The sequence below is a fragment of the Lysobacter sp. H23M47 genome, from assembly GCF_015209765.1.
Taxonomy (GTDB): domain Bacteria; phylum Pseudomonadota; class Gammaproteobacteria; order Xanthomonadales; family Xanthomonadaceae; genus Novilysobacter; species Novilysobacter avium.
Genome location: NZ_CP063658.1, coordinates 2,541,894 through 2,557,386 on the forward strand (window position 1 = coordinate 2,541,894; position 15,493 = coordinate 2,557,386).

7 protein-coding genes are annotated in these 15,493 nt (G+C 67.6%); 4 read left to right on the top strand and 3 right to left on the bottom strand.

The genetic code is table 11. The annotated features are described in order from the left end of the window. Positions 1-121: 121 nt before the first annotated feature. From INQ43_RS11490 to INQ43_RS11500, 3 genes are all read right to left on the bottom strand, one after another. The gene (locus tag INQ43_RS11490; protein WP_194036544.1) at positions 122-8,806 is read right to left on the bottom strand and encodes a glucoamylase family protein; all 8,685 of its coding nucleotides are present in this window, start codon (positions 8,804-8,806) and stop codon (positions 122-124) included. A gap of 125 nt (positions 8,807-8,931) precedes the next feature. Next, positions 8,932-9,768 carry an NrdJb gene (locus tag INQ43_RS11495; RefSeq protein ID WP_194036545.1) on the bottom strand — a complete coding sequence of 279 codons (837 nt, stop codon included), beginning with the start codon at positions 9,766-9,768 and terminating at the stop codon, positions 8,932-8,934. A gap of 67 nt (positions 9,769-9,835) precedes the next feature. Next, entirely contained in the window at positions 9,836-11,995 is a 2,160-nt protein-coding gene (locus INQ43_RS11500; RefSeq protein ID WP_228062696.1) for an adenosylcobalamin-dependent ribonucleoside-diphosphate reductase, read from the bottom strand. Positions 11,996-12,488: 493 nt separating this feature from the next. Here INQ43_RS11500 and INQ43_RS11505 point away from each other — a divergent pair, with 493 nt between their 5' ends. From INQ43_RS11505 to INQ43_RS11520, 4 genes are all read left to right on the top strand, one after another. Beyond that, complete coding sequence (locus INQ43_RS11505; RefSeq protein ID WP_194034404.1) at positions 12,489-13,907, top strand: Do family serine endopeptidase; 1,419 nt, start codon at positions 12,489-12,491, stop codon at positions 13,905-13,907. Positions 13,908-13,938: 31 nt separating this feature from the next. Continuing rightward, a complete protein-coding gene (locus tag INQ43_RS11510) occupies positions 13,939-14,340 on the top strand; it encodes a hypothetical protein (protein WP_043957261.1) in 402 nt (133 codons plus the stop codon). 54 nt (positions 14,341-14,394) lie between these two features. Continuing rightward, positions 14,395-14,901, top strand: a complete 507-nt coding sequence (locus INQ43_RS11515; RefSeq protein WP_194034405.1) for a phage holin family protein — start codon at positions 14,395-14,397, stop codon at positions 14,899-14,901. Between the two features lie 103 nt (positions 14,902-15,004). Then, positions 15,005-15,493: a hypothetical protein gene (locus tag INQ43_RS11520; RefSeq protein WP_194036546.1), complete on the top strand. Its 489-nt coding sequence runs from the start codon at positions 15,005-15,007 to the stop codon at positions 15,491-15,493.

Here is a 15,493-nt window from a genome sequence, read left to right on the forward strand (position 1 = left end):
GCCCGCATCCCTGCGGGCGTTTTGCTGTCTGCGACGACCCCGCTAATTCCCGCGGGGCCTCTGTGCGACTGCCGGCCACACCCGCCAATCCGCGCTTGCTGATGGGCTAGCTCGTCACGCGTCAGACCCCGGTCGCCGCGTCCAAGGCCGCGCCGGGACCATCGGCCAGGAATACCTGCACCTCGCGCGGGTTCTGGTCGTCCAACAGCCGGAACGACAGGTCCGCCTGCGCCACGCCGTCCAACAGCAGCCGCGTCGCGTCGCCTTCGTGATCGCGCGACACCTCGATCCGGTATTCGGTATCGCCGTAGCGGTAGCGCATCTGGAAGCCGGGCCAGTCGTTTGGCAGCGTCGGATCCAGGTGCAGGCGGCTGCCTTCGCGCCGGATGCCAAGCAGTGACTCGACCATCAGCCGGTACATCCAGCCCGACGAGCCGGTGTACCAGGTCCAGCCGCCCCTGCCGACGTGTGGCGGAACGGCGTACACATCGGCGGCCATGACGTAAGGCTCCACCTTGTAGGTATGCAGCGACGCGGCCGCGCCGTGGTTGACCGGATTGATCATCCGCATCAGCTCCCACGCCCGCTCGGTGTGGCCGCTGCGGGCGAAGGCCATCGTCGCCCAGACCGCCGAATGGGTGTACTGGCCGCCGTTTTCGCGGACACCGGGCACGTAGCCGCGGATGTAGCCAGGGTCCTGCGCGGTCTTGTCGAACGGCGGATCCAGCAGCTGGATGAGGCCGGCCTCTTCGCGCACCAGGTGCTCGTCCAGCGAGGCCATTGCCTGCGTCGTGCGCTGTGGGTCGCCCGCGCCCGACAGCACCGCCCAGCTCTGGGAGATCGAGTCGATGCGGCATTCGTCGCTGTCTTTGGAGCCCAGCGGCGCGCCGTTGTCGAACCAGGCGCGCTGGTACCACTCACCGTCCCAGGCGTGTTTCTCCAGGTTCTGCTGCAGCGTTTCGGCGGCTTGCAGGCACTCCGCGGCGAAGCGGTGGTCGAGGTGCGCCTCCGCCAGCGGCGCGAAGTGCTGGAGCACGTCGTAGAGGAAGAAGCCCAGCCACACGCTCTCGCCGCGGCCGCGCTCGCCGACACGGTTCATGCCGTCGTTCCAGTCGCCGGTGGCGATCAGCGGCAGGCCGCGTTCGCCGGTCAGCTCCAGGCCACGGCGGATGGAACGCACGCAGTGCTGGTACAGACTCTGGCGCAGGGTCGAGCGCAAGGGCAGGTCGAAGTAGGACTCCTCGCCCGGAGCGACCGGACGGCCCTCGATGTAGCTGACCGGTTCTTCCAGCACGTCGCGGTCGCCGGTGGCTTCCACGTAGCGGCATACCGCGAGCGGCAGCCACAGGTAGTCGTCCGAGCAGCGTGTCCGCACGCCGCGGTCCTGCGGCGGGTGCCACCAGTGCAGCACATCGCCCTCGGGGAACTGATGCGCCGCGCTGCGCAGCAGGTGGCTGCGGACCATGGCCGGCTCGGCGTGGACCATCGACATGGAGTCCTGCAGCTGGTCGCGGAATCCGTAGGCACCGCCGGACTGGTAATAACCGCTGCGGGCCAGGAACCGGCAGGCGATGGTCTGGTACATCAGCCAGCCGTTGGCGAGGACGTCGAACGCTGGCTCCGGGGTGTCGACCTGGATCGCCCCCAGCGTCTGCAGCCAGTACATGCGGACCCGGTCGAGGGCGTCATGGGCGGCGTCGTTGCCGCGATGGCGGCGGGCGACGGCGACGCACTCGCCCCAGTCCTCGCCCATGCCGAGGCGGAACACGGTCTCGTTGCGTTCGCCCGGCTCCAGGGTGATCGGGACCTGGATGGCGGCCACCGGATCCAGCCCGGCACCGATCTGGCCCGAGAGGTGCTCGCGGGTCAACCCCGCCGGCGCCTGCAGGGTGCCGTTGCGGCCAATGAACTCCAAGCGGTCGCCGGTGATGCTGCGCTCGTCGGCGCCGGCGTCGGTGTCGAAGAACGCGACCCGGCCTTCGAACTCGGTGTTGTAGGGGTTGCGCGCGGTGAGCACGCCACTGTCACCGTCGATCTCGGTGATGACGTGCATGCCCGTCTTGCCGTGCAGGTCGCCCAGGATCCACTCAACGTACCCGGTCGCACTGAGGCGACGCGGACGGCCGGAGCGGTTGGCCAGCTTGAGCACGCTGAATTTCACCGCGTCGTGCAGGTCCACGTAGATCCACAGTTCACTGATGATCCCGTTTTCCTCGTGCTCGTAGACGCTGTAGCCAAAGCCGTGGCGGGTGCGGTACGGCCCGGTGCCGCGGCACGGCAGCGGCGTCGGCGACCACACGTGGCCGGTGTCCTCGTCGCGCAGGTAGAACGCCTCGCCTGCTGGATCGCTGACCGGATCGTTGTGCCACGGGGTCAGCCGGAACTCGTGCGCGTTCTCGCCCCAGGTGTAGCCCGGCGAGCTTTCGCTGACCACGCAGCCGAACTGCGCATTGGCCATCACGTTGGACCACGGGGCGGGTGTCGTCTGCCCGTCTACCAGGTCGATCACGTATTCGCGCCCGTCCGGGGAGAAACCGCCGATGCCGTTGTCCAGGATCAGCTCGCGAGCGCCGGGGTCGAACGGCCACGCGTCGAAGCTGGCCCGCGGCGCCGGGCCCTCGCCCGCGTGGCGCGGCATCAACTCGTACTGCTCCGGCGCCGGGCCCAGCAGGGCGGCCAGCGGCGGCGCCGGCGGGCGCACCTCCAGTTGCTCGGCCAGGCTGCCGCGCCTGTCGCTGAGCACGACCCGGGCGACGGCCTGCATGAGGATGCGGTCCTCCTGCGACATCTGCTGGGTCGGGCGCACGAAGATGCCGCCGGGACGGTCGATCAGATGGGCGCCGGCACCGGCGGCGATCAGGCCCAGGACCTGGTCCTGCAACTGCTGGCGGTAGCCGGCCTGGTCCTCGTTCCAGATCACCAGGTCCACCACCAGGCCTTTGAGGCGCCAGTAGGCATGCGCCTGGGCGAGCTGGCGGACCAGTTCGATATTGGCGACATCGGCGATCTTCACCAGCACGATTGGCAGGTCGCCGGAAATCGACTGCCCCCACAGGCCCGACTGGCCGCGGCGGTTCTGCCGCAGCAGCGCTGGTTCCGCACGCAGCGCGGAGTTGGTGTAGAGCACCAGTCCGGCCAGACGCTCGTAGAGCTGGGCGTGGATCTGGGTGGCGTTGATCTGGTTGCGCACCACTTGGCTGTGCGTCCACGCCATGTCGAACACGCGGTCGGCCAGGCCACGGTCGCGGTACTTGTCGATCATGCCGCTGGCGTCACCGCGGGTCGGGCTGACGCCGGAGACCATGTCGATACTGGCCACCTGACCTGGTGCCAGGGTGATGCGGCAACGGATCGCCACGATCGGATCCAGCACCGACCCTTCACTGCCCGAGAGCTGGTCGGATGTGGTCAGTGCGTCCGGACTCTGCAACGTGTTGCCGCGGCCGATGAAGCGCGAGCGGTCCGTCTCGTAGGAGATCGCATCCACCGACGCATCGTGCACGGCGACCAGATGGAACATCCACGGCGGCGTCTCGTCGAGCTCGCGGCGGCGCCGGGTGCACAGGATGGCCTGGCGGCCGCGATCCAGCTCGGTCTGCACGAACAGGTTGCTGAAAGCCGGGTGCAACTCATCGGCAATCGCCGGCGCGAGCACCACTTCGGCGTAGGTGGTGATCTCCACGGTGCGGGTGGTGCTGGCGCGATTGGCGATGCGCAGACGGCGCAGCTCGATGTCGTCCTCGGGTGACACCGCGATCGCCGTGTGCATCTCGAAATCGCGGCGACGCCCGCGGAACTCGGCCTTGGCGTCGGAGAAGATCGCCTCGTAGGCATCCACGGCGACCAGACTGGGCTGATAGGAGGTCGACCAGAAATCGCCGTCGTCCACATCGCGCACGTAACAGAAGCTGCCCCAGTGGTCGCGCACGGCGTCCTCGCGCCAGCGCGTGACCGCGATGTCGTCGGTACGGCTGTAGCCACCGCCCGCGCAGCCGACCATCACGTGGTAGCTGCCATTGGAGAGCATCTGGATCGCCGGCAGCTCCATGTTGGGCGTGCGGAAGATCCGCAGGCGGGTTTCCGCCTGGTCGGTACGCTTGCCGGCGCTCGCCGCTTCGGCCGCGTGCGGGTGCAGCATGCCGGTGCGCGGGATGCGCTCCTGCAGCAGCAGCAGCGTCGCTTGCAGCTCCGGATCAGCCATGAAGCGGCGCTGCATGGGCTGGTCGCGGACCAGGTAGTCCAGCGCCAGCAGGCCCATGCCCTGGTGGTGGACCATGAACGAACGCACGACCACATGGTCCTTGCCCGGCGGCAAACGCGCGGGGGTGTAGTCGATCGCCTCGTACAGGCCGAAGCGGCCGGTGAAGCCCTTGCGGGTCAGCACCCGCAGGTTCTCGGTGGCGGCCTGCGGGGCGACCATCAGCGCCATCATGCTGGCGTAGGGCGCGATCACCAGATCCTGCGCCAGGCCCCGCTTGAGGCCCAGCCCGGGCACGCCGAAGGCGCGGTACTGGTAATTCATGCGCGCATCGAACAGCTGGTAGCCAGACTCCGATATGCCCCACGGCACGCCGCGCTGGCGTCCGTACTCGATCTGGCGGTCGACGCTGTTGCGCGCGGTCTGGTCCAGCAGTGTGCCGCGATAGCTCGGCATGACCAGTTGCGGCATCAGGTACTCGAACATCGAGCCGCTCCACGACAGCAGGGTCGGGTCGCCGTCCACCTCGGTCAGCAGCCGACCCAGGGCGAACCAGGTCTCCTGAGGCAACTGTCCCTGGGCGATGGCGACGAAACTGCCCAGGCGCGCCTCCGATGCCAGCAGGTCGTAGTAGCCGTTGTCGCAGCGCTGCTCATCGACGTTGTAGCCGATGACCAGCAGACGCCGCGCGGGGTCGTAGAGGAAGCCGAACTCGGCCTGCGCGCACTGCCCGGCAATATGCGCCAGCCGCTCCAGCTCGGTGATCCGGTCGCGCGCCTGCCCGGCGATGGCCGGCGACGCGTGTGCGGTGAGCTCGCGCAGGCTGGGGATCGCGCCCGATGCCGCGTTGTCCGCGGAACTTGCGTTGCCGTCTGCGTCGGCGGACATCCACGCAAGCTCGGCGGCCAGGGCGTTGCACTGGGACTGGAGCGCGTCGGCCCAGTACGCCGAGGCCTCGCTGCCGGCGGCGTGCTGGCGCACCTGCTCGGCGTGGTCGTGCAAGCGATGCGCAAGCGCAGCGGCAGCGCCCAGCGTTGCAGGCGGGGTGGCCATCGCCGCATCCAGCTCGTCGGACATCGCGGCGATGGCAGTGACGGTCGGCACATCGCCGAGCGATTCGCGCAGTACGTCCAGGGTGTCGGCCACGCCCTGCCAGGCCACCGGGGTGACGACCGGTGCGTCCAGCATCGCCAGCAGTCCCTGGCGCAGGGTCAGCAGGTGGCCGGAGAGGTTGCCGCTGTCGACCGCGGAGATGTAGCGCGGCGGCAACGGCTGCAGGGTCTGGGTGTCGTACCAGTTGAAGAAGTGGCCGCGGTAGCGCGGCAGCGCCTGCATCGTGCCCAGCGTGCCGCCGACACGCTCCATCAGCGTTGCCGTGGTCACGTAGCCAAAATCCCATGCGGCCAGGTCGGCCAGCAGCGACAGGCCGATGTTGGTCGGGGAGGTGCGGCGCGCGACCACCAGGGCCGGGTATTCCTGCACGTTGTCAGGCGGCAGCCAGTGGTCCTGCGCGGTAACGTGGCTGTCGAAGAACGCCCAGGTACGTCGGGCCAGGCGCCGCAGGAATTGCAGCTGGTCCTGCGTCAGCGCGGTCGCCGGTTCGGCGCGCGGCGAGCCCAGCCACCACATCAGCCACGGTGAGGCGAACCAGGCCAGCAGCACCGGCGCGGCCACCAACAGGGCGCCCGGACGGACCAGCGCCAGCGCGACGCCCACCACGATCGCCACTACCGGCGCGGTCCACATCGAGCGCACGGTCGCCAGCGCATCGACCGGCAGGCTGCGGGCGACTTCGCTGGACGGGTTCCATTGCAGCAGGTGGCGCCGCGTTGCCAGCCGCCACAGGGTCTTGCCGATCGCGGCGAGGCTGAACGCCGCCTCGTACGCAAGGCACGCCACTGCGAGCGGGGCGTGGACAAAGCTGCGCAGGCTCGCGAACGCCGCCTGGCGCAGGTGGGCGCGAACCGACAGATCCGGCGGCCGGCGGGCGAAGTCGACGATGGATGCCAGCAGCGGCGGAATCAGGTAGATCGAGAAGATCCACAAGGTCCACGCCAGCGGCATCTTGGCCTGGAACCAGCCGATCAGCAGCAGCGCCAGCACCGCGGCGGGCACCAGGCTGCGGCGCAGGTTGTCGACCAGCTTTCCGCGCGAGAGCATCGAGAGCGGATTTCGCTCCCACTTCCGTCCGGCGCGCTGGACCCAGGGCAGCAGCCACGGCAGCAGTTGCCAGTCACCGCGGATCCAGCGCTGGCGGCGCTTGACGTCCACGGCGTAGCGCGACGGGTACTGCTCGTAGAGCTGGACGTCGCTGACGACCCCCGCCCGCGCGTAGCACCCTTCCAGCAGGTCGTGGCTGAGCACGCGGTTGGGCAGGATGCGGCCGTCCAGCGCACGCTCGAAGGCATCCACGTCGTAGATGCCCTTGCCGACGTAGGAGCCCTCGTTGAACAGGTCCTGGTAGACGTCCGACACGGCGCGCGTGTAGGGGTCGATGCCCGGCTCGCTGCCAAACAGGCGCGCGTACCAGGAACTTTCCTCGCCGCTCATGTTGATGCCGACCCGCGGCTGGAGGATGCCGTAGCCGCGCGTCACCACGCCGCGCACCAGGTCGAAGACCGGGTGGTTCAAGGGATGTGCCAGCGTGCCCACCAGTTTGCGCGCAGCGTCACGCGGCAGGTCGGTGTCGCTGTCCAGAGTGATCACGTAGCGCACGCCTTCCAGCTCCGCGATGTCGCCGGTGATCTCCATGAAGGCGGCGCGGGTGCCGCCACGCAGCACCCGGTTCAACGCCGAGAGCTTGCCGCGCTTGCGCTCGTAGCCCATCCACACGCCTTCGCGCGGGTTCCATGCACGGGGACGGTGCAGCAGGAAAAACAGGTCGTGGCCGTTCGCGTAGCGCTCGTTCAACGCGGCAATCTGCGTACGCGCAGCCGTCAGCAGCGCCTCGTCACCGGGCATCACCTGCTCGGGCGCATCCAGGAAGTCCGATAGCAGTACAAAACGCAACTGCGGGTCGCGGTTGGCGAGGAACCGGACCTCCAGCGCCTCGACCAGCTCGCTTACCGCGGCGATGCTGGACAGCATGGTGGGTACGGTCACCACGGTGCGCGCGGAAGCGGGGATGCCAGTGGAGTAGTCCATCCGCGGCAGGGTGCGCGGCGTCGCCAGCAAGGTCGCGCCCCAGTTCACGCAGGCCACGCCCAGCTCGCTGAAGGCGACCACCCCGAGCAGCCCGATCAACAACAGCAATCCGTCGCTGATGGCCAGACGCGCGGCCTCCACCACCAGGCCCTGGGTGAAGAACGCCACGATCAGCGCAATCGGCAACATGTAAGCCAGCAATGGGACCCGCCGCGCACCCTTGCGGATCGAGGCCTCCAGGGTCGGTCGTGCGCCCAGCGCATGTTCCAGCGTCGCGCGCCCGTCGTCGGCGAGATAGAAACCGACATGGCTGCGGATGTCCTTGGTCTGGGCCGCGCTCTGACGGGCCAGTTCGAGCGCCTTCTTCGCGACGTCGATCTCCTCCAGCCGGCCACGCCGCGCGATCTCCTCGGTGAGATGGCGGTAGCGGTCGCGGGTGGCGAAATCCATGCGCGAGTAGGTCGCGGTGGGGTCCTGCCGCAGCACCGCATCCACCAGGCTGGCCGACTCGACGAACTCCTGCCAGTCCACCAAAGTCAGGAAGCGCAGGCTGCTGATGCTGTTGCCCACCGACATCTGGTCCGAAGACTGGGTCTGGCCGTCGGCGTGGACGATCTGTTCGACATCGGTGCCGCCATCGGCCAGCCACTGCTCCACCCAGGTCAATGCCAGCGCGAGCACCGAGCCCTGTCCCTGCACCTGGCGCACCAGCTCGGCGACGAAGGCCGGCGTCATCGGCGGCTGGCTGCGGGCCATGTCGGCGATCACCAGCACCAGGTCCTTGGGCCGCTTCTCGGCGGCGGTGGTGAGCCGGTCAGCCCAGATGTCGGCCAGATCCATGTGCACGCGATCGGCGGCGATGCGCAGGCCGACCCGGCGCAGGTTCTCGATCAGAGCCAGCCGCAGCATGATCGGAATCGCCCACAACTCACCCAGTTTGAGCGGCGCAACTTCCTGGTAGGCGGCGACGAACCGCGCCAGGCTTTCGATCTCCAGCCGGCCATCGCCGTGGGAGATCGCGTTCAGGGCAATGTCGTACACACGCGGTAGGCCGGCCGAGGGTCCGTTGGCCAGGCGCGGCAGTTCGCGACTGTAGCCGCGCGGCAAATGCCGGCGCGCGATAGCGATCTGTTCCTGCACCAGGTAGATGTTGTCCAGCAGCCAGTCGCTGGCCGGTGTGATGCGCCGGTTGGCCTGCGCCGATTCGGTAAGCATCGTGCAGGTGTGGTCGAGCAGACGCCGGTTGTCGCTCAGGCGCTCCAGCAGCGACTCGGTGTGCGGCTCACTGGCCGACTGGAGCTGGTGGACGGCGGCGAGATGGCGGCCGTGCTCTTCCATGCGCTGGGCGCTGAACAGCGAGTCGCGCAGCGGCGGCTCCTCGACGGCGGCTACCGGCTGGGGGCGGCGCGCGAACCTGCGCAGCAGGCCCGACTTCCGGTCGGACGGCGGCGTGGATTGCGGCATGCGAACAGATTTCCCGTTATCGCGCGTGGATTACGCGTCCGCGCATGCTCGCAGAGGCCACACCAAAATTCCGTGAAACGCGGGCTACCTCCGCACTGCCGCAAATTCCCCGCCATCCGCAGGGCTCAGCCGCACTTGGAATAGCCGCAATTGAGGCAGGTGGCGCAACCGTCCATGATCACGATCGCCTTGGTGCTGCACTTGTGGCACATCGCCGCGGAAGGCGGAAAGGCCACCCCGCCGTCGCCGGTGACCTCGACATCCTCGCTGCGCGGGGTGTCGCTGACCCGCGGCTCGGGAAACAGGTGGCCGCTGAGTTCGTCCCGCGGCGGCAGCTCGGCGGGGTCGACCTTCTGCGCGAGCGGGGTTACCTCAGTTTTTTTTTTGGCCTCCATGGCCGCGTACGCCGCGCGCTTCTCGGCGATCAGCTCGCGCTGGGAAGCACTCATCTCCGGGTCCTGGATCATCCCGATCGATTTGAGGTGCTCCTCCACGATGCTGCCCAGCTCGGCGACCAGCGAGGGCATGTAGACGCCGCCCGCCTTGAAGTAGCCACCGCGCGGGTCGAACACCGCCTTCATCTCCTCCACCAGGAAGGTCACGTCGCCGCCCTTGCGGAACACCGCCGACATGATCCGGGTCAGCGCCACGATCCACTGGAAGTGGTCCATGTTCTTGGAGTTGATGAAGATCTCGAACGGCCGACGGTGCTCGTGCTCGCTGCCGGCGTTGAGGATGATGTCGTTGATGGTGACGTACAGGGCGTGCTCGAACAGCGGCGTCTTCAGCTTGTAGGTCGTCCCGATCAGCGTCTCCGGGCGCTCGATCTTCTCGTGCATCTGGACCACGTTGCTGTCCATGTCGGCGGCCTGGGCGGCATCCTGCGCCGCGGTTTCGCGGACCCGGTCCTCGGCGCTGACGACGCTGTAACCCTTGATTTTCTGGTCGATCTTCATGGCCATGGGCCAGACTCCTGCTGCGTTGGTTGGCGACGCGCCGGCCGTGGGGCTGCGCGCGGGGATGCGTGGCTCAGAATTTGCCGTAATACCCTTCCTTGAGGGCATCAAACAGGTTGGCGGCGGTGTGCATCTCCCCGTCGTACTCGATTTCCTGGTTGCCCTTGGCCTCCACCACGCTGCCGTCCTCCAGCTCGAAGCGGTAGGTGGTGTTCTCCAGGTCGGCCTCCTTGACCAGCACGCCCTGGAAGGCGGCCGGGTTGAAGCGGAAAGTCGTGCAGCCCTTCAGACCCTGCGCGTGCGCGTAGGTGTAGATGTCCTTGAAATCCTCGTAGGGATAATCGGTCGGCACGTTGGCGGTCTTGGAGATCGAACTGTCGACCCACTTCTGCGCCGCAGCCTGTACGTCCACGTGCTGTTTGGGCGTGACGTCGTCGGCGGCGATGAAGTACTCGGGCAGGCGCGTGGCCGGCTCATCGGAGAACGGCATCGCGCCGGGATTGACCAGGCTGCGGTAGGCCAGCAGCTCGAAGGAGAACACGTCCACCTTCTCCTTGGACTTCTTGCCCTCGCGGATCACGTTGCGGCTGTAATGGTGGGCGAAGCTCGGCTCGATGCCGTTGGAGGCATTGTTGGCCAGCGACAGCGAGATGGTGCCGGTCGGGGCGATCGAGCTGTGGTGGGTGAAGCGCGCTCCGACCTCGGCCAGCTCGGCAACCAGCTCGGGGGCGACTTCGGCCACGCGCTGCATGTAGCGCGAGTACCTGGCGTGCAGCACCTTGCCGGCCACTTCCTGGCCGATCTTCCAGCCATCGGCGACCATTTCCGGGCGTTTGCGCAGCATCTCGGCATCGACGGTGAACTGCTCGTCCATGATCGGCGCCGGACCCTTCTCCTTCGCCAGCGCCAGGCCGGTTTCCCAGCCGGCGACGGCCATCTCGCGGGCCACCTGCTCGGTGAACTCGCAGGACTCGGGCGAGCCGTACTTCATCTGCAGCATGGTCACCGTCGAGCCCAGGCCGAGGAAGCCCATGCCGTGGCGGCGCTTGCGCATGATCTCGTCGCGCTGCTGCTGCAAGGGCAGCCCGTTGATCTCGACCACGTTGTCGAGCATGCGGGTGAACACGCGCACCACTTCGCGGTACTCGTCCCAGTCAAAGCTGGCCTGCTCGGTGAAGGCGTTGCGCACGAACTTCGTCAGGTTGATCGAGCCCAGCAGGCACGCGCCGTAGGCCGGCAAAGGCTGCTCGCCGCAGGGGTTGGTCGCGCGGATGTCCTCGCACCACCAGTTGTTGTTCATCTCGTTGACGCGGTCGATCAGGATGAAGCCCGGCTCGGCGTAGTCATAGGTGGACACCATGATCATGTCCCACAGGTGCCGGGCCTTGATGTGGCCGTAGACCTTGCAGGCAACCAGGCCATCGTCGCGGACGATGTAGTTTCGGTGGGTCGGCCAGTCGCGCCAGACCACCTGGGCGGGATCGTCGAGATCGACGTCGCCCTTCTCCTTCAGGTTGACCGGGAACACCAGCGGCCAGTCGTCATCGTCGGCCACCGCCTGCATGAAGCCGTCGGTGATCAGCAGCGACAGGTTGAACTGGCGCAGGCGGCCGTCCTCGCGCTTGGCCCGGATGAAATCCTTCACGTCCGGATGCGAGACATCGAAGGTGCCCATCTGCGCGCCGCGACGGCCCCCGGCCGAGGACACGGTGAAGCACATCTTGTCGTAGATATCCATGAAGGACATCGGCCCGGAGGTGTAGGCACCGGCGCCGGCGACGAATGCCCCGCGCGGGCGCAGGGTGCTGAATTCATAGCCGATGCCGCAGCCCGCCTTCAGGGTCAGGCCGGCCTCGTGGACCTTCTCCAGGATGCCGTCCATGGAATCCTCGATGGTGCCCGAGACAGTGCAGTTGATCGTGCTGGTCGCCGGCTTGTGCTCCAGCGCGCCGGCATTGGAGGTGATGCGGCCGGCGGGAATAGCGCCGTGGCGCAGCGCCCAGGTGAAGCGCTCGTGCCAGTAGGCGCGCAGCTCGTCGGTGGACTCCGAGTCGGCCAGCGCACGCGCAACGCGGCGGTAGGTGGCGTCGATGTCGGCGTCCACCGGCGTGCCGTCCTTGGTCACCAGCCGGTACTTCTTGTCCCAGATATCCAACGACGCCGGCTGCATGGCGATTTTCATCACCGCCGGTGTCTCGACGCCGGATGTATTGGAATTGCCGGAAGTTTCCATGCTTGCTGCCTCGAGGCGCACCGTGCTCATGCCTGAACTTTCTCCTGGGTGGTCGCTGCTGGCGCGACCGGAATGCGTGATTCGGGCCGGATCGTCCGGCGCGGAATGGCGTCTTGCGTTGGTAGTGCGGATGACGACGGCGCCGATAGCCACGAAAGCGCCAGCGAAGGGCCTCCCACAACCCCTTCGGACAACGATGCGGCATCAGCCAGCGCAGCCGAAAGACCCAAATGCTGGGCTTATCGCCCGCCATGACCACAACATGTTGTGTCGATGACAGGAAACAAAGCTACCGCCCCGATCCGGTCAAGTCAACGCTGGCGAACAATGCCGTTTGCCGCTAGGGGCAGCCCGCCGGTGCACCGGAAAAGACCCACTTCATCGACGATTTACCGGCGTTGAACCACACTTGGAGATTGGTCTTGCCACCTGCCCGGTACCGCGTATGAGCAACCATTCCACGTCCCATCGACCTTCCCTGAGCATCTTGGCGATGCTGGCCCTGGCAGCGCTGTTCGGCGGCGTGGTCGCCGGCACCGTCCTGCACGGCCTGCAAACGCCGGCGATGGCCGCGCCTGCCAGCCAGACAGCCGCGCCCGTGGTCACGCCGATGAGCGCCTCGCTCCCCTCGGCGGTAGGCGGGCAGCCCCTGCCATCGCTGGCGCCGATGCTCGCCCGGGTCACTCCCGCGGTGGTGAGTGTCCAGGCCAAACAGCGCGTGCGGCTCAACAACCCCTTCGCCAACGACCCGATCTTCCGCCGCATGTTTCCGCATATCCCGCAGGAGCGCATCGAGCAGTCACTGGGGTCGGGCGTCATCGTTGATGCCGGCCGCGGCTATGTGCTCACCAACCACCACGTCATCGAGGGCGCCGAGGAGGTCACGGTAACGCTCGCTGACGGGCGCACGCTGGCGGCGGAGTTCATCGGCTCCGATCCGGACACCGACGTGGCGGTGATGCGGATTCCTGCCGAGGGACTGCAACAGGTCACCCTGGCCGATTCGGGCGACCTGCGCGTGGGCGATTTCGTGGTCGCGGTCGGCAATCCGTTCGGCATCGGCCAGACGGTCACCTCCGGCATCGTCTCCGCCGTCGGCCGCACCGGCCTGCGCGGGCTGGGCTACCAGAGCTTCATCCAGACCGATGCCTCGATCAATCCGGGCAACTCCGGTGGCGCGCTGGTCAACCTGGACGGCCAACTGGTCGGCATCAACACCGCCAGCTTCAACCCGCGCGGCAGCATGGCCGGCAACATCGGCCTGGGCTTCGCGATTCCGGCCAACCTCGCGCGCAATGTCATGGATCAACTCGTCACCAGCGGCGAAGTCCGGCGCGGCACCTTTGGACTGGATGCCCAGGATGTCGACGCCCGCCTGGCCAAGGCCCTGAAGCTGGACGACGCGCGCGGAGCCCTGGTGACGCGGGTCCACGCGGACTCCGCTGCCGCGGCTGCCGGGGTGAAATCCGGTGATGTGATCGTGGCGGCCGACGGCGAACGGATCGACAGCCGCGACAGCTTGCGCAACTTCGAGGGGTTGCATGCCATCGGCAGCAAAGTGCAACTGGACATCCGTCGCGACGGCAAGCCGCTGCGCCTGACCGCCACCTTGAAGGAGCAACCGCGCGCGTTGGCCGGCGCCAGCCTGGATCCGCGATTGGACGGGGCCGGCTTCAGCGAGCTGCCGGAGCGTCTGCGCCAGGCCGGGGTGTCCGGCGTCCTGGTGGAGTCGGTCGCCCAGGGCAGTCGCGCCGCGGCCAGCGGCATGCGCGAGGGCGATGTGGTGATGGCTTCCAGCGCCGGCGCGTTCGAGGATCTGGCCGGCTTCCGCGCGGGCTTCACACGACCTCCTGCACAGTTGGTTTTGCAGATCGTTCGCGGCAATCAACGCGGTGTGCTGCAGATGCAATAAATCCCAAGATCCCCCATCAGGAGCGATATCAATGAATCCGACCGATACCACCGCCAACAATCCGTCCAGCACCCTCGGAACCAATCCGACCCAGTCGGTCAAGTCGAACCTCGGCGAGGCGGGCAACCATCTCAAGCAGGCGGCGCAGCACACCGGCGAGACATTGAAGGGCGCCGCCAGCGCCGCAGGTGAGGAACTCCGCTCCGGCCAGACCAGCATCAAGTCCGAGCTGTCCGAGAGCGCATCGGCAACCAGGAAGGCCGCGGGCGACGTCGCCGGCGCCGCACGTGAACAGGCCGACGAGTTGATGGAGAAAGGCCGCGACCTGCTGGACAGCGCCTCGGAGTTGATCCGCGAGCGTCCGATGGCCGCCTTCGGTGCCGCTCTCGCCGCCGGCTGGGTGCTTGCCAAGCTCACCCGCAACAACGACTAAGCCGCCGCGATGGAAAGCCACGGCGAAGACGAGCGGCGTCAGGATGATCCACCCGTGGCCGATGAGCTGCGGGAGGCCTTGCGCCAGATCGGCCAGACCGGTCAGGCCAGCCTCTCCGCAGCAGGGGATACGGCCAAGGCATTGCGTGCACTGGTGGCGGCGGATGTGTCGCTCGCGCGCAGTGCCTTGGGTCGAACCCTGGCGATGAGCGGGGTGGCCATCGTTTGCGGGGCCACCGCGTGGCTGTTCCTGATGGGCGCCCTGGTGGTGTTCCTCAACGGTGCCACGGTGCTGACCTGGACTGCGGCGCTTCTCATTCCGGCGGCACTGAGCCTGGTGGCCGCCGGCATTGCCACATGGGCCGCGGTGCATTACTTCGGCTTTACCCGCCTGGACGCAACCCGGCGCCAACTTGCCAGGCTCGGGGTCGGCGAGCTTTCGGACGTGATGCCGTCCCCGGATTCCGCCGAGTGCGCGCGCGATGCGGAGTCCGCGAATGACGAGAAGCAACGTGCGCTGAAGCAGGCACAACGCGTATCGACCGGGCAGGCAGGTCCGTGAACTGCGTGCCGGGGTGCCGGTGCCGCGGTCGCTGCGCAACTTTCACTTCTGCGGAGACCCGCCAGTCTGCGTCGCAACGCCATGACGGCGCAGGGGAAAAACGATGAATTTCGAAAAGCTCAAGAACAAGGTCGACCAGGCCGAGAACACCTTGGAGGCCAACGAGCGTCAGGTTGGCGCGGACATGCGCCAACTCAGGGACTCGTGGCAGGCCCTGTGGTCACCGGGCCGGATCATCGTCGTCGGACTGGCGAGCGGGTTCCTGATCGGGCGCGCTGAACCATTGCAGACGGTCGCCCGCAGCGGCGGCTTGCTGCGCATGAGCAGCACGCTGATGAACCTGTTTTCCGGGGTCACAGCCGCTTCGGCGGCAAGCGACGCAGAAGACGCGGAAGAAGCCGTCGACGAGAAGGTCCAACGATCCGGTTTAGCCGACGGGCCCGCCGCTGCTCCCGCACCCCGGGTCGCCGCCAGCGCCGATTCGGCACGCCGCCAGCGACGCCAATTGCCCCCAGATACCAATGACAGCGCGGCACAGGATTATCTGGAGCGCTTGGCCTCCGCGGCCCGCCAGGCAGGAGGCAACGGCTGA

Coding starts and splice junctions, on each gene's coding strand:
- INQ43_RS11520 (WP_194036546.1), top strand. CDS start 15,005: ATGAATTTCGAAAAGCTCAAGAACAAGGTCGACCAGGCCGAGAACACC.
- INQ43_RS11505 (WP_194034404.1), top strand. CDS start 12,489: ATGCTGGCCCTGGCAGCGCTGTTCGGCGGCGTGGTCGCCGGCACCGTC.
- INQ43_RS11490 (WP_194036544.1), bottom strand. CDS start 8,806: ATGCCGCAATCCACGCCGCCGTCCGACCGGAAGTCGGGCCTGCTGCGC.
- INQ43_RS11495 (WP_194036545.1), bottom strand. CDS start 9,768: ATGGCCATGAAGATCGACCAGAAAATCAAGGGTTACAGCGTCGTCAGC.
- INQ43_RS11510 (WP_043957261.1), top strand. CDS start 13,939: ATGAATCCGACCGATACCACCGCCAACAATCCGTCCAGCACCCTCGGA.
- INQ43_RS11500 (WP_228062696.1), bottom strand. CDS start 11,995: ATGGAAACTTCCGGCAATTCCAATACATCCGGCGTCGAGACACCGGCG.